This window comes from Duganella sp. Leaf61 (genome assembly GCF_001421905.1).
Taxonomy (GTDB): domain Bacteria; phylum Pseudomonadota; class Gammaproteobacteria; order Burkholderiales; family Burkholderiaceae_D; genus Rugamonas; species Rugamonas zoogloeoides.
The window spans coordinates 345403-367535 of record NZ_LMLM01000001.1 but is presented as its reverse complement, the minus strand read 5'-3'; the positions used below and the strand labels follow the sequence as shown (position 1 = coordinate 367535).

Genomic DNA, 22133 nt, shown 5'->3' with positions numbered 1-22133 from the left:
TCAGAAGTTGCAGAGGGTAAGCTCGAATGGTACCTGATCTTCCAGCGGCTTGGGTTTCAGGTCGCCGCCCTGGGTAGTGAACCGGACCCACAACATATACTTGTTGGCGGAAATTTCGGGGATCGCGCCCGAGGTTTCGTCAAGCGACAGGCGCAGCATCTGGTACACCTTGCCTTGCAACATTTGCTGGTAGCTGCCGGCCACGGCAATCATTTTGACTGGCACACCCGAGTCGCGCAGCAGGCGCAACACCAGGCCCAGCGCATCGAACAGCGGCGCCAGCGGCGTGAACCAGGTGACGATGTCGCTGTAGCGCTGCTCGGCCGGACGTTGCTGCCAGGCGTAGTACGACGGCATGTCGAAGTCGCAGGCGCCGCCGGGAATGATGGTGCGGCCACGGATGCTCATCAGCCACTCGTTGTCGCGCACGTTCTGGCCGGTCTTGCCTTGCGCGGCGACCAGGGCGCTGCTGACACTGTCTACTTCGGCCAGGATGGCGTCGAGCATTTCGGGCTGGACGTTGGGATTGAGGCGGTAGCCGAGCAGGGTCTGGCGCTGGCGTTCGAGTTCTTGCAGCAGGTCGGATTTGAGGTCGGCGCGGCCGGCCACTTCGAGCATGTCGAAAATGGTGGACAGGGCGACGTGGTGCTGCATCGGGTCGGGCTGATGCACAAAGAACTGGAATTTCTCGTACAGATCCTCCAAGCGCAACAAGGTGCGGATGCGTTCGTTGAAAGGATATTCGTAGACGATCAAAATAACATCCCTCTATAGGTGGACCTGCAGACAATGCACGTGATTTTGAAGCAAGCCAAGCAAAATTACAAATATTGCGACAGCATAGTGCGCGATTGCTGCCGAAATTAACCGCGCATTTGCAGATATTGGGCGTGCAGGCGGTCGATTTGCGGCGCCAGCGCGTCGAGACCGCCGTTATTGTCGATGACATCGTCGGCTGCCGCCAGCCGTTCGGCCCGGCTGGCCTGGGCCGCCATGATGGCGCGTACTTGCGTTTCGGACAGATTATTGCGCGCCATCACGCGGGCGATCTGCACGTCTTCGCGACAGTCTACCGCGAGTATGCGCGACACCCTGTCACGCCACGTTCCCGACTCCACCAGCAGCGGCACCGCGTACATCACGTAGTCGCCGGTGGCGGCCTCGGCAGCAGCGAGCGCGCCGGCGCGGATGCGCGGGTGCAGGATTGCTTCGAGCGTGGCTTTTGCTTTGGCATCGGAAAACACCAGCGCGCGCATGCGGGGACGGTCGAGTGCGCCATTGGCATCGGCAAACTCGGCGCCAAACGCGGCGATGATGGCCGGCATCGCCGCGCCGCCCGGCGCGGTCAGGCTGTGGGCGATGACGTCGGTATCGACAATCGAGGCGCCGCGTGCGGCAAACAGGTCGGCCACGGTGCTCTTGCCGCTGCCGATGCCGCCCGTCAGGCCGACTGCAAAAGTGCCCGTCATCGCAGCACCGGGTACAGGATGGCGCTGACATCGGCCAGCGGCGCGCGGTACAGGAAGCAGATCAGGCCCGAGGCCGCCAAATACGGGCCGAACGGAATCTGGTAGTCGAGCCCGCGCCGGTTGAGGACCATCAGCACGATGCCGACCACCGAACCCACCAGCGAGGCCATCAGCACGATGGCAGGCAACATGGTCCAGCCGAGCCAGGCGCCGAGGGCGGCCAGCAGCTTGAAGTCGCCATAGCCCATGCCTTCGCGCTTGCGCAGCAGTTTGTAGGCCCAGTAAATCGACCACAGCACCAGGTAGCCGGCGGCCGCGCCGATCACCGCGCTTTCGAGCGAGACATAGGTGGCGTTCAGATTGAGCAGCAAGCCGGCCCACAGCAGCGGGTAGGTCAGGTCGTCGGGCAACAGCTGGGTATCGAAGTCAATAAAGGTGAGCGCCACCAGCATATACAGCAGCAGCAAGCCGCCCAGTCCCTGCCAGCCGCTGCCGAACTGCCACACGACCAGTGCCGACAGCGCGGCCGTCAGCAATTCCACCAGCGGGTAGCGCACCGAGATCGGCGCCTTGCACTGGCTGCATTTGCCGCGCAGCGCCAGCCAGCTGATGACCGGGATGTTTTCCAGCGCCGTGATCTGGTGGCCACAGTGCGGGCAGGCCGAGCGTGGCGCTACCAGGCTGTACCGGGTGGTATGGCGCGGCGGTTTTCCGGCTTCTTCATCGCAATAATTGTCCGACTCGCGCTGCATCATTTGCGGCAGGCGGTGAATCACGACGTTGAGGAAGCTGCCGATCAAGAGGCCGAACAGCCCGGCGATCAGGCTGATGACAAGCTCGCCGGCGGGAGCGAACAGCAGGGACGGTTGCAGCATGAGTGAGTAGATTTCCTGAAAAATTGGTCGATTGATGACCCCAGCGCATATTAAAGCATGGCCGAAGACGCGCCAGTCAAATTTGCCCCACCTTGGGGCAGTTTCTCCCCCGTACGAGATATGGGCGTAACCAAAAGTTAATGGCAAGGTGGCGGAACTGATCTGGTTGGAGCCTCGATTGCCGACTTCCTTACCCCCACCGCTATGGCTGGCAGGCTGCCTGTTGCTGGGACTATTTCTCTGCCTGATGCTGGGCTTGCTGTGCCACGACCGCTGGTGCAAGGCCATGTGCCGCCGCCGCGACCTGCTGGCGCAACTGGCCGAGCGCGAACGCCTGGCCTGCGACGTCCACGATGCGCTGCTGCAAGGCATGCAGGGCATCCTGCTGAGCTTTCAAAGCGTGGGCCAGCGCTTTCCCGCCGGCAGCGCCGAGCGCGCAGCCATCGAACACCTGCTCGACCAGGGCGACGCCGCCCTGGCCGATGGCCGCCAGCGCCTACAAGCGCTGCGTCCACCTGTAAAAGGCGGAAACACCAAAAACGCTGGCTGACCTGCGCAGCCTGGTCCCAGTCGCAGCCTCGGCCTCAGCCGAACAACGCGGCCAGGCCGTTGCTGACAACGTGGCCAAGCCGCTTACACCACCGAGCCCAGCTTGAAGATCGGCAGATACATGGCAATCACCAGCCCGCCGATCAGCACGCCCAGGATCACCATGATCGCCGGTTCCATCAGGCTCGACAGCGAAGCCACGGCCTCGTCCACTTCTTCCTCGTAAAAGTCGGCCACCTTGCCCAGCATGGCGTCGAGCGCGCCCGATTCCTCGCCGATCGACACCATCTGCGTGACCATATTCGGGAACACGTCGGCGTTCTGCATGGCGGCGGTGAGGCTGGTGCCCGTGCTCACTTCGTTCTGGATGCGGCGCGTGGCGTCGGCATAGACGGCGTTGCCGGCCGCGCCGCCCACCGAGTCGAGCGATTCGACCAGCGGCACACCGGCAGCAAACATGGTAGACAGGGTGCGGGTCCAGCGCGCAATCGTGGCCTTGCGCACCACCTCGCCAAAGACGGGCACGCGCAGGATCAGCCGGTCCATGGCGCGCTGCATCGGCACCGAGCGTTTCCAGGTGCGGAAGAACAACCAGATGCCGAAGCCAAGACTACCAAAAATTACATACCACCAGTTCACGAAGAATTCCGAGAGCGCCATGACGAACAGCGTGGGGGCGGGCAGGTTGGCGCCGAAGCTGGCAAATACTTCCTTGAACGCGGGCACCACCCAGATCATGATCACGGCGGTGACGATGAAGGCGACCGCCAGGATCGAGATCGGGTACATCAGCGCCGACCGGATCTTGGCCTTCATGGCCAGCGTCTTTTCCTTGTAGATGGCCAGCCGGGTGAGCAGGTCTTCCAGGATGCCGGCCTGTTCGCCGGCGGCCACCAGGTTGCAGAACAGCGCGTCGAAGTACAGCGGGAATTTGCGGAACGCCTGGTTGAGGCTGGTGCCGGTCTCGATATCGGCGCGCAAATCCAGCACCAGCTTGGAGACCGACGGATTGGAATGGCCCTTGCCGACGATATCGAACGCCTGCAGCAACGGCACGCCGGCTTTCATCATGGTGGCCAGCTGGCGCGTAAACAGGCTGATGTCCTTTTCCTTGATGCGCTTGCCGCTGCGGTAGGTTTTCTTGCGCACCTTGGTGACCATGATGCCCTGGCGCCGCAAGGTGACGTTGACCACGGCTTCGCCGCCGGCGCGCAGTTCGCCGCGCACGGTCTTGCCGGTCTTGTCCTTGCCTTCCCACGCAAAAATGGTTTCCTTGACCTGGTTGCCGGTGTTTGCCATGGGTCGCAGTCCTATTCGTTGGTGCAGCCGAGTACTTCTTCAAGGCTGGTCATGCCTTGCCTGACCTTGAGCAGCCCCGACTGCCGCAGCGATTTCACGCCTTCGAGCTGGGCCTGGGCGGCGATCTGCATGGCGTTGCCGTGGGCCAGGATCAGCGCTTCGATGGCCGGCGTGATCGGCATGATCTGGTAGAGGCCCACGCGTCCCTTGTAGCCGCCGCCGTTGCAGCGCTCGCAGCCGATCGGACCGTACGGCTTCCAGGTGCCATCGAGGTCGGCGGGCTGGAAGCCGGCCTTGATCAGCAAGTCCGCAGAAATGTCCACCGGCTGCTTGCACACGCACAGCCGCCGGGCCAGGCGCTGGGCCGTGATCAGGGTCACCGACGAGGCGATATTAAACGGCGCCACGCCCATGTTCATCAGCCGGGTGAGAGTGGACGGTGCATCGTTGGTATGCAGCGTGGAAAACACCAGGTGGCCGGTTTGCGCAGCTTTTACTGCGATATCGGCGGTTTCGAGGTCGCGGATCTCGCCGACCATGATGATGTCCGGGTCCTGGCGCAGGAACGATTTCAATGCCACCGGAAACGTCAGTCCCGCCTTGTCGTTGACGTTGACCTGGTTGACGCCGGGCAGGTTGATCTCGGCCGGGTCTTCGGCGGTGGAGATATTGATGCCGGGCTTGTTGATCACGTTCAGGCACGTGTACAGCGACACCGTCTTGCCCGAGCCGGTGGGCCCGGTCACCAGCACCATGCCGTACGGGCGGTGGATGGCGTCCATCAGCAGCGCCTTTTGTTCAGGCTCGTAGCCGAGCGCGTCGACGCCCATCTGCGCCTGGCTGCCGTCCAGGATACGCATTACGGTTTTCTCACCGAACAGCGTGGGCAGCGTGGAAACACGCAGGTCGATGGTGCGGGTGGGCGAGGCCACCAGGCGCATGCGGCCGTCCTGCGGCACCCGTTTTTCGGAAATGTCGAGCTTGGCCAGCACCTTGATGCGCGACACCAGCTTGTCCTTGATCGACACCGGCGGCTGGGCGTGCTCGATCAGCACGCCATCGACGCGAAAGCGCACCCGGTAGAATTTTTCAAACGGCTCGAAGTGCAGGTCGGATGCGCCCATGGTGACGGCGTCGAGCAGCATCTTGTTGAGAAAACGTACGACCGGCGCATCTTCCACTTCGTTGGCGGCAGCGGTGTCGGCCGCACTGGCCGGCGCTTCTTCTTCCTCGGCAAACTGGAAGTCCGTCTCCGGGCCGGCCAGGTCGGCGATGCTCTGCTCGGCGCTGCGCCCGAACCGCGCCAGCAGCTGCAACAGCGCGTCGTGCGGCACGATCACCGGTTCCACGGTGGATTCGGTCTGGAACTTGACCTGGTCGAGCGCCTGGGTATTGGTGGGGTCGGAAATCGCCACGGCCATCTTGTTGCCGCGTTTGGCCAGCGCCACCACGCGCTGTCCCTGCATCAGCTTGGCGTCGATGGCCTTGGCGGGCAGCGCCTCGATATCGAGCATGGACACGTCGAGCAGCGGATAGGCGAAGGTTTCGGCGCAAAACGTGGCCAATGCGCGCGAGTCAATGGCGCCGCTGGCCAGCAGCACGTCGATGAACGGCTGTTTTTCGTGGTGGGCTTTCTTGTTGAGTGCCTCGGCCTGCGGCGGCGACAGGCGGCCGGCCTGCATCAGGGCGCGCGCCAGGCCCGGCATGGTAACGGTGTTCGGTAGGACTGCGGCCATGGCTGCTTCCGATGGTGGAGGGCGAACCTGTTGCCCTTCTGAATCATGCCCTCAGGCACATCCTTTGTAAAGCGCAAGGTCCGCTGGTCGAGCCGATTGTACCTCTGCTGTTGCGTGCACCCACAGGCGCACGATTCAATGGCTGCGTTTGCCGCCGGTACGTAGCAATTTGACCACTTTGATGGCTTGATCATCAGCTTCGACCACTTCGATGATGCAATTGCCAACCTTGATGCTGATCGGCGCGTCGGGGATGTCTTGCAATAACTCGAGGAGCATGCCGTTCAGGGTCTTGGGACCGTCGAGCGGAAAGTCCAGGCCCAGGCGGCGGTTGGCGTCGCGCAGCGCGGTGGTGCCTTCCAGCGTGCAGGCGCCGGCGTCGTTCCAGCCGAAGGTGTCGGGCGGGGCATTGTCGGGCAGCGACGTGGTGAATTCGCCGATCATTTCCTCGATGATGTCGTCGAGCGTGACCAGGCCCTGTACTTCGCCGTACTCATCGACGATGATGCCGAGCCGCTGCTTGTTTTCCTGGAAATATTGCAGCTGGGTGAAGGCGCCCGTTTCCTGCGGAATGAAGTAGGGCGGGGTAAGCAACTGGCGGAAGTGATCGACGGTCAAATCGTCTTCCTGGTTGAGCAGCGCCACGGCCTTGCGTACGTGCAAAATCCCGACGATGCGGTTGATCTCGCCTTCATACACGGGCAGCTTGTTGTGCTGGCAGGTGGTCAGCTCGCGCTTGATCTGCTCGACCGGCAGTTCCAGGTCCAGCGCCTCCACCTGCGAGCGCGGGGTCATGATGTCTTCGACGGTGATGGTATCGAGGTCGAACAGGTTGAGCAGGATGCTCTTGTGCTTTTGCGGAATGAAATTGCCGCCTTCGAGCACGATCGAGCGCAGCTCCTCGGGCGAGACGCGCGCATCGTTCACCTGGCCGCCGGCCTGGGTGCGGAACAGCCGCAGGATTTGCGTGACGAACAGGTTGACGAACCAGATCACCGGCTTGAACACCGCCATCAGCGGGCGCAGCACCATGCTGGTGGGCAGGGCGATTTTCTCGGGGTAGGTGGCGCCGATCATCTTCGGCGAGATTTCCGCGAACACGATCAGCAAAAAGGCGATGCAGGCGGTGGAGACGATGATGACGTTGTCGTCGTGGCCGAAGGCCTGGATCGCAATCGACGTCACCAGCGCGGTGGCGGTGGCGTTGATCAGCGTATTGGCAATCAGTACCAGCGAGAGCAGCTTGCCGGTCCGTTCGAGCAGCCAGAGGGTGGTGATGGCGCGGCGATTGCCGCGTTTGGCTTCATGGCGCAAGCGATGGCGGTTGGCCGCCATGAGCGCCGTCTCCGCCATGGCGAAGAAAGCCGAAAACAAAATCAGCAGGCCGAGTGCAAGCAGCTGCACCCATAAGGGCACGGTATCCAAAGATGGCGATCGGTGGCGGAGAAGCCTCGAATTCTAAGTCACTCCCCCACCACATGCAAGTTTGTCTACAACGGTTTGCCGAGCAGGACGGTGTGGGCGGTGATGGGCGCGCCGTTTTCCTGGCGCGCCGCCAGCGCGTCGGTGGCGAGGATGGTGAAGCCGGTCGCGGTCGCCAGGCGCTGCAGGTATGGCAACGTGTGGGCATAGCGGTTCGATGGTTGCAACACGTATTCGGCGCCGTCTGGTGCGCCCGCTTCGACCGAAAAGCAGAAGCGCCCGCCCGGGGGCAGCGCCTGGTGCACGGCATCAAACACGGGCGCCAGGTCGCCGATATAGACAAAAACGTCGGCAGCCACCGCCAGGTCCCACACTTGCGCGCGGCCGGCCAGGTAGTCCACCAGGTCGGTACAGGCAAGCTCGTTATACAGTGCCCGTTCGGCCGCCTTGTCGAGCATCTGCTGCGACAGGTCCACGCCGTCGAGGCGGCGCGCGTATGCGTGCAGGTAGGGGCCGCACAGGCCGGTGCCGCAGCCCAGATCGACGATATCGAGCGCTGCACGATGCCCGGCGCTGCGGATCAGTGCATCGAGCGCGGCCGGGGTGCGGTAGCCGAGCACTTCGGTCAGGTGCTGGTCGAAGTGGTTGGCGTACTGGTCGAACAGGGTGCGCACGTAGTCGCCCGGCAGCGTGGCCGGGGTTGCGCCCGCACCCACCGAGGCCAGCGCGAAGGCGATGGTTTGCGGATCGTCGCCATGGGCCAGTGCGGCGCGGTAGGCGGCAACGGCTTCCTCGGTGCGGCCCAGAGAACGCAGCGTATTGCCGCGATGGTAGTGCGCCAGCGCGTGGCCTGGCTTGAGCGCCAGCGCGCGATCGTAGTCGGCCAGCGCGGCGTCGAAGTCACCGAGCTTTTGCAGGCTGGCGCCCAGCGCGCTGTGCGCCTCGGCCCATTGTGGGCGCAGTGCGATGGCCCGCTCGAAGCTGTCCACCGCAGCGGCCAGCTGGCGCAAGCCGTGCAGCGCATTGCCACGGGCGAACCAGGCGTCGGCGTAGCGTTCGCGCAGGTCCAGCGCATCCTCGGCCGCACCCAGGGCCTCGGCGTAGCGGCCCATTTCCTGCAGCACGATGGCGCGGTTGCAGTGCGCTTCCGGGTAGTTGGGCTGGAGGGAGACGGCGCGCTGGTAGCTGTGCAGCGCCTCCTCATGGCGCTGCAACTGGCGCAGGGCATTGCCGCGATTGCTCCACGCCATGGCATAGTCGGGTTGCAGCGCGATGGCGCGCTCGTGGCTGTCCAGCGCCTCCTGCGCCCGGCCCGCATCCATCAGCGCCACGCCCAGGTTGGCATGAGCCTTCGGTTGCGCCGGATCGACTGCGATGGCCTGCGCGATCAATGCGATGGCGCCGGCCGCATCGCCCTGCTGGCGCGCGATCACGCCCAGCAGGTGCAGGGCGTCGAACTGCTGCGGGTCGAGCGCCAGCACTTGCCGGTACAGCGCCTGCGCGGGTGGCAACTGGCCTTGCTGTTGCAATTGCACGGCCTGGCGCAGCAGGGAGGCGGTCAACGCCGGGTGGGAAGTGGTCATGGTGCGCATCTTAGGGGGCTTTGCCGGGCGCGGCAAGCGCGGCGCCCCCGGGGGGCCTCAGCTGCCGCGATAGGTCGAATACGCCCACGGCGAGACCACCAGCGGCACGTGGTAGTTCTGTTCAGCGTCGGCCACGCCGAAGGCAATGGTCACCTCGTCAACAAAACGCGGTTCGGGCACCTGCACACCCTGCGCCGCAAAATAATCGCCGGCAGCGAACACCAGCTCGTATTTGCCTGCGGTGAGCTGTTCGCCTGCCAGCAGCGGCGTGGCGCAGCGGCCATCGGCGTTGGTGACATCGGTGGTGAGCAGGGTGCGGCCCTCTGCGTTGACCGCGTACAGCGCCAGCTTGACGCCGGCGCCGGGCTTGCCCTGGGTGATATCGAGTACGTGCGTGCTGAGTTTGCCCATGGCGGTTTGTGTCCTATATCGGTGAATGACAAGCGGCTATCGTGTAAATCATATACCGGCGCGCGCCGGCGCCTATATGATTAAGGATATATTCCCCATACCCCGGCCCGCGTTCCCGCACAAACCTATGAGCACTTACGACAACTACCCGCGCGACCTGATCGGCTACGGCCGCACCCCGCCCCACGCCCGCTGGCCCGGCGGCGCCCGGGTGGCGCTGCAATTCGTGCTCAATTACGAGGAGGGTGGCGAAAACAGCGTGCTGCACGGCGACGCCGGCTCCGAGACCTTCCTGTCCGAAATCATCGGCGCCGCCTCGTTCCCCGACCGCCACATGAGCATGGAGTCGTTGTACGAATACGGTTCGCGCGCCGGCCTGTGGCGCGTGCTGCGCCTGTTCGAGGACCGCAAGCTGCCGCTGACCGTGTTTGGCGTGGCGATGGCGCTCAAGCGCCACCCCGAGGCGGTTGCCGCCTTCCAGTCGCTGGGCCACGAGATCGCCTGCCACGGCCTGCGCTGGATCAGCTACCAGAACATGGACGAAGCCACGGAGCGTGCCCACATGAAAGAAGCCGTGGACATCATCCGCGCGCTCACCGGCAGCGCGCCGCAAGGCTGGTACACGGGCCGCGACTCGCCCAACACGCGCCGGCTGGTGATGGAACACGGCGGCTTCGCGTACGATGCCGACCACTATGGCGACGACCTGCCATTCTGGCAGCAGGTAGCCCACACGGGCGCCGACGGCCAGCCGACCACCGCGCCGCAACTGATCGTGCCCTACACGCTCGACACCAACGACATGCGCTTTGCCGCTGCCCAGGGCTTCAATTCGGGCACGCAGTTCTTCGACTATCTGAAAGATGCGTTCGACGTGCTGTATGCCGAAGGTGACCCCGCCGGCCTGAACGCGCCGAAGATGCTGTCGATCGGCCTGCACTGCCGCATCGTGGGCCGCCCGGCGCGGCTGGCCGCGCTGGCGCGTTTCCTCGACTATGTGCAGGGCCACGAGCAGGTGTGGATCACGCGCCGCATCGATATCGCCGACCACTGGCGCTCCACCCATCCTTTTGCAGCCTGAGGCCAAGATGTCCGAACCGATCCGCTTTTACTTCCGTGGCACCGTGCGCGAATTTGCCGGTGGCGCACCTACCCGCACCGTGCTCCAGCACCTGCGCGAAGACCTCCATTGCACCGGCACCAAGGAAGGCTGCGCCGAGGGCGATTGTGGCGCCTGCACCGTGGTGGTCGGCAGCTTGAACGCCACTGGCCAGCTTGAAATGAAGGCGGTCAATTCCTGCATCCAGTTCGCGCCCACGCTCGACGGCAAGGCGCTGTTTACTGTCGAAGACTTGCAGCAGCAGGACGGCGCGCTGCACCCGGTGCAGCAGGCCATGGTGGAGTGTCACGGTTCCCAGTGCGGCTTCTGTACCCCCGGTTTCGTGATGTCGCTGTGGGGCATGTACCTCGACAAAAACGGTGAACCGGCGCAGCGCCGCGAGATCGACGACTGCCTGTCCGGCAACCTGTGCCGCTGCACCGGCTACCGTCCCATCATCGACGCCGCCCACCGCATGACCGAACTGCCGGCCGTCACCTTCGACCGCGCCGCGCTCACCGCACAACTGCAAGCGCTGCAACGCGACGCGGGCACCAGCTACACAGCCCACGGCCGCACCTTTTACGCGCCGCGCACGCTGGCGGAACTCGTCGCCCTGCGCGCCGCCCATCCGCAAGCCACGCTGCTGGCCGGCTCCACCGACATCGGCCTGTGGGTTACCAAGCAGCTGCGCGAACTGGGCGACATCATCTACCTGGGCCACGTCACCGCGCTGCAAACGGTGGTGGAGCAGGGCGACATGCTCGAAATTGGCGCCGGCGTGTCGCTCGAAGACGCCTACAACGCGCTGTGCGAGCTGTATCCGACGCAGCTGGGCGAATTGCGCCAGCGTTTTGCCTCGCTGCCGATCCGTAATGCGGGCACCCTGTGCGGCAACGTCGCCAACGGCTCGCCGATCGGCGACTCGATGCCGTGGCTGATCGCGGTGGGCAGTGAAGTGGTGCTGCAAGGCCCGGCGGGCCAGCGCGTGCTGCCACTCGAAGCGTTCTACCTCGACTACCAGAAAAAGGATCTGCGGACCGACGAAATCGTCGCTGCCGTGCGGGTGCCGCTGCCGCGCGAGAATGTCCAGTTCCGCACCTATAAACTGGCCAAGCGGTTCGACCAGGATATCTCGGCCGTGTGCGCGGCGTTTGCGTTCACGCTCGACGGCGACCAGATCATCGACGCCCGCATCGCCTACGGCGGCATGGCCGCTACGCCGCGCCGCGCACCGCGCGCCGAAAGTGCGCTCACCGGCCTGCGCTGGAACGAAGCCAACCTGCGGGTGGCGATGGACATGCTGGCGCAGGATTTCAAACCGCTGTCCGACATGCGCGCCTCCGGCACCTACCGCATGCAGACCGCGCAAAACCTGCTGCGCCGGTTCTGGTTCGAGACGCGCCTCGAGGCGCCGCTCGGCAACGAGTCGGTCAATGCCTTCGCTTTCAAAGACGCCAGGGAGTCCGCATGAACCAGCCCACCGCCCCCAACCGCGTGCGTGAAGCAGGCTGGCAAGCCGTCGGCATCCCGCGCAAGCACGAATCGGCCGAGCTGCATGTGCTGGGCCAGGCCACGTACACCGACGACATCCCCGAGTTGCAAGGCACCGTGCACGCGGCGCTGGGCTTGTCGTCGAAAGCGCACGCCAACATCAAGTCGCTCGACCTGGCGCCGGTGCGCGCGTCAGGCGGCGTGGTGGCCGTGTACACGGCTGCCGACATCGTCGGCACCAACGACTGCGGCCCGATCATCCACGACGATCCGATCCTGTCCGCCGGCGAAGTGCTGTACGTGGGCCAGCCGATCTTCATCGTGGTGGCCGACACCCACGACAACGCTCGCCGCGCCGCGCGCCGCGCCGTGATCGACTACGAAGAGCTGCCGGCCATCCTCACGCCGCAGGAAGCGAAAGCCGCGCAATCATACGTGCTGCCGCCGATGGCACTCAAGCGCGGCGACTTCCAGACCGCGTTCGACCTGGCGCCGCGCGTGGTCAAAGGCAGACTGTTCGTGGGCGGCCAGGAGCAGTTTTACCTCGAAGGCCAGATCGCCTACGCGATACCGAAGGAAGATCAAGGCATGCTGGTGCAATGCTCCACCCAGCATCCGAGCGAAATGCAGCATGTGGTGGCCCATGCGCTGGGCGTGCACTCGCACAAGGTGCAGGTCGAATGCCGCCGCATGGGCGGCGGTTTCGGCGGCAAGGAGTCGCAGTCGGCGCTGTGGGCCGCTGCTGCCGGCATCGCTGCCGCCAAACTGAAACGCCCGGTCAAGCTGCGCGCCGACCGCGACGACGACATGCTGGTCACCGGCAAGCGCCACTGCTTCTATTACGAGTACGAAGTGGGCTACGACGATACCGGCAAGATCCTGGCCGCCAAGGTGGACATGACGCTGCGCGCCGGCTACTCGGCCGACCTGTCCGGCCCCGTGGCCACGCGCGCGGTCTGCCACTTCGACAACACTTATTATCTGTCGGACGTGGAAATCCTGGCCGGCTGCGGCAAGACCAATACCCAGTCCAACACCGCGTTCCGCGGCTTTGGCGGACCGCAGGGCGCGATCGCCATCGAATACATCATCGACGATATCGCCCGCAACCTGGGGCGCGATGCGCTCGATATCCGCCGCATCAATTTCTATGGCGTTACCTCCCGCAATATTACGCCCTACGGCCAGGAGATCGTCGATAACGTGATCGAAGCATTGACCGCCGACCTGGAACGCAGCAGCGCCTACCGCGTGCGCCGCGCCGCCATCGACGCGTTCAATCAAACCAGCCCGGTGCTGAAAAAGGGGCTGGCGCTCACGCCGCTCAAATTCGGCATCGCCTTCAACGTCACGCACCTGAACCAGGCCGGTGCGCTGGTGCACGTGTACGTCGATGGTTCGGTACTGGTCAACCACGGCGGCACCGAGATGGGGCAGGGCATCAACACCAAGGTGATGCAGGTGGTGGCGCACGAACTGGGCGTCTCCATGGAAAACCTGCGGGTGACCGCCACCGATACCAGCAAGGTGTCGAACACGTCGGCCACGGCCGCCTCCACCGGCGCGGATTTGAACGGCAAGGCCGCGCAGGACGCCGCGCGCCAGATCCGCGAACGCCTCACGGCTCACGCCATCAAACTGTACGGCGCTGACGACGGCCAGCCCGTGCGCTTCGCGGACAACGCGGTGCACGTCAACGGCCACGTCGTGCCATTCCCCGATCTGGTGCAAAAAGCCTACCTGGCGCGGGTGCAGCTGTGGTCCGACGGCTTCTATGCCACGCCGGGCCTGCACTGGGATCCGAAAACCATGAACGGCCACCCGTTCTCGTACTACGCGTATGGTGCGGCGGTGTCCGAAGTGGTGGTCGATACGCTGACCGGCGAATGGAAGCTGCTGCGCGCCGACGCTCTGTACGACGCCGGCCGCTCGCTCAACCCGGCCATCGATATCGGCCAGGTGGAGGGCGCCTTTATCCAGGGCATGGGCTGGCTCACCACCGAACAGCTGTGGTGGAATGGCGCCGGCAAGCTGATGACGCACGCACCATCGACCTACAAGATTCCGGGCATTTCCGACTGCCCGGAGGACTTGCGCGTGACGCTCTACCAGAACGACAACGTCGAGGACAGCATCCACCGCTCGAAAGCCGTGGGCGAGCCGCCGCTGCTGCTGCCGTTCTCGGTGTTCTTTGCGATTCGCGACGCGATATCGAGCGTGGGCGGCCACCGCGTCAACCCGCCGCTCAACGCCCCGGCCACCAGCGAGGAAATCCTGCGCGCCGTGTCCATCGTCGAACTCGGGGCCTGAGATGAATGCGTGGCTGACCAACGTGGATGAACCGGCGGTGCTGGTGACGGTGGCGATCGTCGAGGGTTCCGGCCCGCGCGAAACCGGCGCCAAAATGCTGGTCACCCGCGCCCGTCAGATCGACACCATCGGCGGCGGCCACCTGGAATTGTGCGCGGTCGATCTGGCCCGTGCCATGCTGGACGACCCCACCGCTGGCGCCACCAGGCTCGAACGCTATGCGCTCGGCCCCACGCTGGGCCAGTGCTGCGGCGGCGTGGTGCACCTGGCATTCGAGGTGGTCGATGATGCGCTGCGCGCCGTGCTGGCCGGGCTGCGCGCCCGCCCGCGCGAAGACAGCTGGCGCTTGAGCGCCATCGACGAGGCGCCGGCAGCGTTGCTGATCGATGCCGATGGCGTCGTCGTTGCCGGTGAGGGCGCCGCACCGGCCCTGGACGCTGCCACCACCACAACTATCGTCCGCGACGTAACCGGCCGCCGCTGGCTGCTCGACGCCTGCCCGGCGCCGCGTGCCCACCTGCTGCTGTTTGGCGCCGGCCACGTGGGCGCCGCCATCGTCCGTACCCTGGGCGAGTTGCCGTGTACCGTCACCTGGATCGACGAACGCGAAGACATGTTCCCCGCTACCGTGCCGGCCAACGTCACGGTGGAAACAACCGACACGCCCGAAGCGCTGGTGGCGCGCGCGCCGGACGGCGCCAGCTACCTGGTGCTCACCCACAGCCATGCGCTCGACCAGCGCCTGTCCGAAGCCATCCTGGCGCGCCCGCACGTGGGCTGGTTCGGCCTGATCGGGTCAAGCACCAAACGGGTACAATTCGAGCGGCGCCTGGCTGCGCGCGGCATCGCGCAGGACCGCATCGCCGCCATGGTGTGCCCGATCGGGCTGCCCGGCATTACCAGCAAGCTCCCGGCCGCCATCGCCGCCTCCGTGTGCGCGCAATTGCTGATGGTCTGGGAGGCGCAATATCCGCAACCTCGGCAAAGTCAGCAACCCCGGCAACACCAACGCATCACCGCTTAATTTCAGAAAGACCCCTATGTCCACCACCGACCTGCAAGCCTACCGTGGCAGCTTGCTGCACTTTCTCGCCGATCCGGCCTTCAGCGACAACGCGCATGCCTGGCATGAAGACGGCCTGTTGATCGTCGCCGATGGCAAGGTCCAGGCGGCAGGCGACTACGCCATCTTGCACGCCACGCTGCCGCCGGGGACCACGGTGCACGACTACAGCGGCAAGCTGCTCATGCCCGGCTTTATCGACACCCACATCCACTACCCGCAAACCGACATGATCGCGTCGCCGTCGGAAGGGCTGCTGCCGTGGCTGGAGACCTATACGTTCCCGGTGGAGCGCGGCTTCGAAGACCCGGTCCACGCGGCCGGCGTGGCCGAATTCTTCCTCGACGAGCTGCTGCGCTGCGGCACCACTACCGCCATGGTGTATTGCACCGTGCATCCGCAGTCGGTGGACGCGTTCTTTACCGCCAGCGATGCGCGCGGCTTGCGCATGGTGGCCGGCAAGGTCCTGATGGACCGCAACTGCCCGGAGTTTTTGCGCGACACGGCGCAGGGCGGCGCGCGCGATACCGAAGCCCTGATCAACCGCTGGCATAACCGCGGCCGGTCGCAGTACGCGATCACGCCGCGCTTCGCGCCCACGTCCACCAACGAGCAACTGCACCTGGCCGGCGAGCTGGCGCGCGCGTACCCCGACACCTATATCCAGACCCACGTGTCGGAAAATGAAGCCGAATGCGCGTGGGTGCGCGAACTGTTCCCGCAGTCGCGCAGCTATATCGACGTGTACGACAGCTACGGCATGCTGCGTCCGCGCGCCATGTACGGTCACTGCATCTGGCTTGACGAAACCGACCGCCGGCGCATGGCGGAAACCGGCGCGGCAGCGGCGATCTGCCCCACGTCGAACCTGTTCCTGGGCAGCGGGCTGTTCGACTTCGAGCGCGCCGACCAGGCGGGCATGCTGGTATCGCTGGCCACGGACGTGGGCGGCGGCACGTCGTTCTCGATGTTGCAAACCATGAATGAAGCCTATAAAGTAGCGCGCTTGAAGGGCAGCCACCTGCCGGCCTTGCGGATGTTTTACCTGGCCACGCTGGGCGCCGCGCGCGCCATGCAGCTCGAGGGCACGATCGGCAATTTCGCACCCGGCGCGGAGGCCGATTTCATCGTCGTCGATCCGCAGGGTACGCCGCTGTTGCAGCGCCGCTCGGGCAACGCCGCCAGCCTGGAGGAACTGCTGTTCGCGCTGGCGCTGCTGGGCGACGACCGGGCGATTGCCGCTACGTATTCGGCCGGACGCCGGGTCCACGTCCGCACTTGATTCACTTACCTTGGGAAGCACCATGCACAAACACTTCGTCAGTTTCAAAGCCCTGGCCATCCCATTGGCCGTCGCCATGCTGTGCGGCGCGCCGCTGGCCGCGCAAGCCGCAAGCAATGAAGCGATCACCAGCAATGTGTTTGCCTCGATGGTGGCGGGCAAGGATCCCAAGCTGGCCGAACTGACCATGTTCTTCACGCTGATGCCCAAGGGTGGCGACCTGCACCACCATTATTCCGGCGCGCTGTACGCCGAGCAGTACCTGCGCTGGGTGGACAAGGAAGGCTTCTGCGTCAACAAGGCCGGCTACACCATCAACGTCGATCAGGCGGTCGCCAAGGCCGAACGCGCCAGGCCGCTTGCCGAACGCGCGTGCCTGTCGGGCGAAGACAGCCTGCAGGACAATACCTTCCTCGCCAACCTGCTGCAGCGCTGGTCCGACAAGGATTACCACAACCACGGCGCCATCCAGAATCCGCCCGACCGCCAGTTCTTCGACACCTTCGCCTATTTCAACCCGGTCGCGTCCACCAACACCGCCGAGGGCCTGCAAACGCTCAAGCGCCGCGCCATCGAGGAAAACCTCAGCTACATCGAAACCATCTTCGAGATCGCGCCGATTGCCCAGGACGCCAGCTTCGACGACAAGGCCCGTGCCGGCACCGTCACCGACGCCGACCTGGCAGCGTACATGCACAAGCTCGAAGGCGACCAGGCGTTCAACGGCTGGATCGCCGCGTACCTGGACAACGTGAAGAAATCGGGCGCCGGCATCGACGACCAGGATTTCACGCTGCGCTACCAGCCGTTCGCGCTGCGCTTCCTCACGCCGTCGCAGGTGTTCTCGCAAATGGTGTCGAGCTTTAAAATGGCCACGGCCAGTCCGATGATCGTCGGCGTGAACATCGTCGGCCAGGAAAGCACCCACGTGTCGATGCGCGACTATGCGCTGCACATGAAAATGTACGGCTTCCTGAAAGCGAAATATCCGGCCGTGAAACTGGCGCTGCACGCGGGCGAATTGTCGCTGGGCATGGTAGAACCGGAAGGTTTGAAATTCCACATCAAGGATGCGCTCGACGTGGCCGGCGCCAGCCGCATCGGCCACGGCATGGACATCGTCCACGAGCACGATCCGCTCGGCATCATGAAAAAAATGCGTGATCGGAACATCGCGGTCGAGGTCAATTTGAGCAGTAACGACTTTATTTTGGGCATCAAAGACCAGGAACACCCGGTCACCCTGTTCCGCAAATATGGCGTGCCGTTCGTGCTCAGCACTGACGATGCCGGCGTTTCGCGCAACAACCTGTCGGGCGAATTCGTGCTGTTCGCGTCGCGTTACCAGCCGACATATGGCGAGGTGAAGAAACTTTCGTACGACAGCATCCGTTATTCTTTCCTGGCTGATGCAGACAAACAACGCTTGTTGAAAGCTTTAGACGGCAAATTCGACAAATTTGAAGCCGATATTGCCAAGGCGCAACCGAAGCAAAAGCGTTGATCCAGCGTTGAAAACCTCGGGTGTGTGGCGCAACGTCCACACCCGCGCGCACTTCGTCATAAATATTTCTCCTCGCACCGCAGCCACATGCTGTTGTCACTCCTACCTTTATTTCCTTCCACTGGATATATCTTTTTTACCAAGTGTGGCCCACAAGCTACACAATTCCGCGAAGCAGGGCGGGGTTGATGCTTATTTGGTAATGAATGGATTTCACGTGAGAACCGCTGACTTATAATTTCGCCTGTTTTTGACGGGGCGGTCGCGACAACCAGATTTTCAGCGTTTTTTTCAGCTCATTTATAGTTTTTCGATCTGAATCTTTAAGGTAAAACGTATTTGTCAGCGATTTTTGGTTAATGCATAGTCCGATTAAATGATCCAAAAAGGCAAGTTTTTTTCCTTGCCCGGAGCTTATCCCCGTCACAGCCCTGACATATTTCACCGCTACACTCACCCGCTGCACGTTTGTGCCGGGTGGACTTGGACGGTCTGACCAGTTGCAGCAAACGTAAGAGGGAGATCCCTGCCACCCGCAGGTTTCGACATAACTATTAGTCTTTTTTGGGGTTATACAATGATCAATCACAAACGGCTCAAGCTGACGCAAATCGCGTTCAGCCTGTCTATCGCGCTTGCGACGATACCGGCCATGGCACAGAACACGACGTCGGCAATCGGCGGTCGCATTTCGTCCGGTGACGGCAAGCCTGCTGCAGGCGCAGTCGTGACCATCGTCCACACCGAGTCCGGCACCAGCACCAAGGTGGTGACCGATGCCGAAGGCCGTTACCTGCAGCGCGGTCTGCGTACCGGTGGTCCGTATACGATTATCATCTCCAAGGATGGCGTTGAAGAAAAGCGCGAGAACGTGTTCACCCAGCTGGCGGAAACTGCCACCGTGGACGCTTCCCTGGGCGCGCAAATGCAAGTCGTGACCGTGGCCGGCTCCGCCGCCCGTTCCGAAAAATTCTCGAAGTCGAACATGGGCGCTGGCACCAGCATCAGCGCGACCGAACTGGCGATCCAGGGTTCGATCAACCGCAACCTGCAAGACTATGCCCGCAGCGACCCACGCGTATCGCAGACCGACAAGGAACGCGGCGAAATGTCCGTGGCTGGCCAGAACTCGCGCTACAACTCGCTGACCATCGACGGCGTTGCCGTGAACGACACGTTCGGCCTGGAAGCGAGCGGTTCGCCGACCTCGAAACAGCCGATCTCGATCGAAGCGATCCAGTCGGTCCAGGTCAACGTCGCCAACTACGATGTCACCCAGAAGGGCTATGTCGGCGGCAACATCAATGCTGTCACCAAGTCCGGTACCAACACCGTCAAGGGCAGCGTGTACTACGTGTTCCGCAACGACGAGCTGTCGGGAGACCGTTACAACGCGAGCACCGACAGCTACTATGCACCGCCGAAATCGAAAGACACTACCAAGGGCGTAACCCTCGGCGGTCCGATCATCAAGGACAAGCTGTTCTTCTTCGCTAACTACGAAAAACTGGAATCGTCGCGCAGCGCGCCGGCCTTCGGCCCGCTCGGCAGTAGCTTGACCAATGTGGCCATTACCCCCAACGCGATCGCCCAGGCGCAAGCGATTGCCACGGGTTACGGCATTGATGCCGGCAGCAGCGAGGTGCCAGGCGGCACCAAACTGGACGTCACCGACAAGCTGCTCAAGCTGGACTGGAACATCAACGACGACCACCGTCTGATGGTGCGTTACTCGAAAACCGAGCAGTCGGAACCGATCTTCCCTAGCATCACCAGCAACTCCCTGTCGTTAAATTCGGCATGGTATGCACAAAAGAAAAACATCGAAACCAAGGTCGCGCAACTGACCTCGGACTGGACCCCGACCTTCTCGACCGAGTTCAAGGCTTCGCAACGCGATTACCAGAGCGTTCCAGAGAATAATTCGACCCTGCCAGCAATCTCGCTGACGTTTGCAGGTGCACTGCCGGCCGGTGCTCCATCGGGCTTGACCACCGCCAGCCGCACGCTGAACTTCGGTACCGATTCTAGCCGCCAGTTCAACAACCTGAGCACCAAGACGCTCGACCTGTACGGCGGCGCCAACTGGACGCTGGGCGACCACGAAGTCAAGTTTGGCGCCGACTACGCGAAAAACGAAATCTTCAACGCGTTCCTGCAAAATACCTACGGCAACTACAACTTCAGCTGCCAGAACAGCAGCGCCGCACTGCAGTACAGCTTTGGTGCGATCAACTGCGGTACTGCCACGGCGGCCCAGGTCGAAGCAGCTGTGCTGGAAAACTTCCGCATCGGTCGTCCAACCACGTACACCTTGCTGACTGCAGCGCCAGGTAACACCCTGGAGCGGAACGCCGCCGCCAACTTCACCATGAAGAACACCGGCGTCTTCCTGCAGGACGTGTGGACCGTCAACCCGAACCTGACCATCAGCTACGGCGTGCGCTACGATAAGGCCGGCGTGCCTGAGCGTCCATCGTTGAATGCAACTGTGGCGCAAGCCGCCGTGGCCAGCATCACCGCGCCTGGCGTGGGCCTGGTTACCGGCCGCCAGACGGGCGGTTTCGGCATCGACAACACGGTCACGTTCGACGGCCAGCAACTGTGGCAGCCGCGCGCCGGCTTCAACTACAAGTTCGACACCGAGCGTCGTACCCAAGTACGCGGCGGCGCCGGCCTGTTCCAGGGCGCGGCAGCTACCGTCTGGCTGGCCAACCCGTTCCAGAACAACGGCGTGGCAACCCGCACGCTTACTTGCAGCACTTCGACCACGCCGTGCCCACCGGGTGGCGGAACGTTTAACCCGGCAGTTGGTGTTGCACCAGGCAATCTGGCCACCCCCACCCCGGTACCGCCGATCGACGCCCTGGCGCCAGGTCTGCGTCAGCCGTCGGTATGGAAAGCCAACATCGCACTGGACCACGAGCTGCCATGGTATGGCATGGTCTTCGGCGCCGAATTCCTGCGCACCAAGGTGCGTGATGGTATCTACTACCAGAACTACAACCTGGGCGCAGCAACGGCCACCGGTACCGATGGTCGTCCGTTGTACTACAACGGCGCCGCCCTGTCGGAAAACTGCTGGAATGCTACCGGCGGCGCGGTCAGCAGCGGTGTCGTGAACGGCACCAACTGCGCCAACTACCGCAGCAAGGCTGCCAGCAACAGCAGCTTCGGCAACGTGCTGGTCGCTACCGGCACCTCCAAGGGCTACAGCAACGTCGCCACCGCTTCGTTGTCGCGTCCGATGTCGGGCGGCTACAGCTGGTCGCTGGCCTATTCGTACACGGAGTCGAAAGAAGTGTCGCCTTTGACGTCTTCCACCTCGAACTCGACCTACAACGGCCGTTCGGTATTCAACCCGAATGAAGAAGTTGCCGCCAACTCGAGCTACCTGGTGAAAGACCGTATCAGCGCAGTGCTGAACTTCCAGAAACGTTTCTTCGACAACTACAAGACCACGTTCGGTCTGTTCTACGAAGGCCGTTCGGGCAAGCCGTACAGCTGGACCATCAACAACGATTTGAACGGCGATGGCGTGGCTGGTAACGACCTGATGTACATCCCGTCGGCGCCAGGTTCGGGCCAGGTGGTGTTCGTGGGCGATACCCCGACCAACAACGCCAACGAAACCAAGTTCTGGAACGTTGTGAACAACAACAAGGCGCTGAAACAGGCGGCTGGTGGCGTCATCGGTCGTAACACCGATTTCTCGCCGTGGACCAACAGCTTCGACGTCCGTATCGCCCAGGAGATTCCAAGCTTCTTCAGCGGCCACAAAGCGGTGTTCACGTTCGACATCTTCAACTTCGGCAATCTGCTGAACAAGAAATGGGGCCGCATCAACGAGGTAGCTTTCCAGAGCGGCGGCGCGCAAGCGCGCAGCTTCGTCGACTTCGTCGGTCTCGACGCCCAGGGGCGTTACCGTTACCAGGTGCGCGACAGTGTCGAAAACCTGGAAACGCGCCAGGGCAAGGGCGAGTCGCAGTGGGCTCTTCAAGCGACTGTGAAGTACGAATTCTAAGTTCGTAACACGT

Annotated in this window: 16 protein-coding genes; 8 read left to right on the top strand and 8 right to left on the bottom strand. The window is 63.3% G+C overall.

All coding sequences use genetic code 11. From position 1 onward, the window contains the following. From zapD to ASF04_RS01515, 3 genes are all read right to left on the bottom strand, one after another. Nucleotides 1–756: a cell division protein ZapD gene (zapD, locus tag ASF04_RS01525; protein WP_056137603.1), complete on the bottom strand. Its 756-nt coding sequence runs from the start codon at nucleotides 754–756 to the stop codon at nucleotides 1–3. A gap of 107 nt (nucleotides 757–863) precedes the next feature. Then, nucleotides 864–1469, bottom strand: a complete 606-nt coding sequence (gene coaE / locus ASF04_RS01520) for a dephospho-CoA kinase (protein ID WP_056137602.1) — start codon at nucleotides 1467–1469, stop codon at nucleotides 864–866. Then, nucleotides 1466–2344: an A24 family peptidase gene (locus ASF04_RS01515; protein WP_056137601.1), complete on the bottom strand. Its 879-nt coding sequence runs from the start codon at nucleotides 2342–2344 to the stop codon at nucleotides 1466–1468. The genes coaE and ASF04_RS01515 overlap by 4 nt, the downstream gene beginning before the upstream one ends. Nucleotides 2345–2522: 178 nt before the next feature. On the opposite strand from ASF04_RS01515, the gene ASF04_RS01510 reads away from it, so the two are divergent. Continuing rightward, nucleotides 2523–2894, top strand: a complete 372-nt coding sequence (locus ASF04_RS01510) for a histidine kinase (RefSeq protein ID WP_156368504.1) — start codon at nucleotides 2523–2525, stop codon at nucleotides 2892–2894. An 83-nt stretch (nucleotides 2895–2977) separates the two neighbouring features. Here the strand turns inward: ASF04_RS01510 and ASF04_RS01505 are convergent, their stop codons facing one another. The 5 genes from ASF04_RS01505 to uraH form a co-directional block, all read right to left on the bottom strand. Beyond that, a complete protein-coding gene (locus ASF04_RS01505; RefSeq protein ID WP_056137599.1) occupies nucleotides 2978–4192 on the bottom strand; it encodes a type II secretion system F family protein in 1215 nt (404 codons plus the stop codon). Between the two features lie 11 nt (nucleotides 4193–4203). Further along, nucleotides 4204–5928 (bottom strand): type IV-A pilus assembly ATPase PilB, encoded by a 1725-nt coding sequence (gene pilB / locus ASF04_RS01500; protein WP_056137598.1) that lies wholly within the window; start codon nucleotides 5926–5928, stop codon nucleotides 4204–4206. 135 nt (nucleotides 5929–6063) lie between these two features. Next, a complete protein-coding gene (locus tag ASF04_RS01495) occupies nucleotides 6064–7353 on the bottom strand; it encodes an HlyC/CorC family transporter (RefSeq protein ID WP_026637221.1) in 1290 nt (429 codons plus the stop codon). Nucleotides 7354–7418: 65 nt separating this feature from the next. Next, nucleotides 7419–8933 carry a tetratricopeptide repeat protein gene (locus ASF04_RS01490; protein WP_229204880.1) on the bottom strand — a complete coding sequence of 505 codons (1515 nt, stop codon included), beginning with the start codon at nucleotides 8931–8933 and terminating at the stop codon, nucleotides 7419–7421. A 57-nt stretch (nucleotides 8934–8990) separates the two neighbouring features. After that, nucleotides 8991–9344, bottom strand: coding sequence for a hydroxyisourate hydrolase (gene uraH, locus ASF04_RS01485; RefSeq protein ID WP_056137596.1), 354 nt, complete (start codon nucleotides 9342–9344; stop codon nucleotides 8991–8993). Between the two features lie 127 nt (nucleotides 9345–9471). Here uraH and puuE point away from each other — a divergent pair, with 127 nt between their 5' ends. The 7 genes from puuE (at nucleotide 9472) to ASF04_RS01450 (ending at nucleotide 22120) form a co-directional block, all read left to right on the top strand. After that, nucleotides 9472–10425 carry an allantoinase PuuE gene (gene puuE / locus ASF04_RS01480; protein WP_056137595.1) on the top strand — a complete coding sequence of 318 codons (954 nt, stop codon included), beginning with the start codon at nucleotides 9472–9474 and terminating at the stop codon, nucleotides 10423–10425. 7 nt (nucleotides 10426–10432) lie between these two features. Beyond that, nucleotides 10433–11917, top strand: coding sequence for a xanthine dehydrogenase small subunit (gene xdhA / locus ASF04_RS01475; protein WP_056138377.1), 1485 nt, complete (start codon nucleotides 10433–10435; stop codon nucleotides 11915–11917). Then, nucleotides 11914–14247 (top strand): xanthine dehydrogenase molybdopterin binding subunit, encoded by a 2334-nt coding sequence (gene xdhB / locus ASF04_RS01470; RefSeq protein WP_056137594.1) that lies wholly within the window; start codon nucleotides 11914–11916, stop codon nucleotides 14245–14247. Before xdhA ends, xdhB begins: the two co-directional genes overlap by 4 nt. Nucleotide 14248: 1 nt before the next feature. Continuing rightward, nucleotides 14249–15271 (top strand): xanthine dehydrogenase accessory protein XdhC, encoded by a 1023-nt coding sequence (gene xdhC, locus ASF04_RS01465; RefSeq protein WP_056137593.1) that lies wholly within the window; start codon nucleotides 14249–14251, stop codon nucleotides 15269–15271. A 16-nt stretch (nucleotides 15272–15287) separates the two neighbouring features. Continuing rightward, nucleotides 15288–16592 (top strand): guanine deaminase, encoded by a 1305-nt coding sequence (gene guaD, locus ASF04_RS01460; protein WP_056137592.1) that lies wholly within the window; start codon nucleotides 15288–15290, stop codon nucleotides 16590–16592. A 22-nt stretch (nucleotides 16593–16614) separates the two neighbouring features. Beyond that, on the top strand, nucleotides 16615–18096 hold the full coding sequence (locus tag ASF04_RS01455; RefSeq protein ID WP_056137591.1) for an adenosine deaminase: 1482 nt from the start codon (nucleotides 16615–16617) through the stop codon (nucleotides 18094–18096). Nucleotides 18097–18673: 577 nt separating this feature from the next. After that, nucleotides 18674–22120 carry a TonB-dependent receptor gene (locus ASF04_RS01450; protein WP_056137590.1) on the top strand — a complete coding sequence of 1149 codons (3447 nt, stop codon included), beginning with the start codon at nucleotides 18674–18676 and terminating at the stop codon, nucleotides 22118–22120. The last annotated feature ends 13 nt before the right edge of the window (nucleotides 22121–22133 follow it).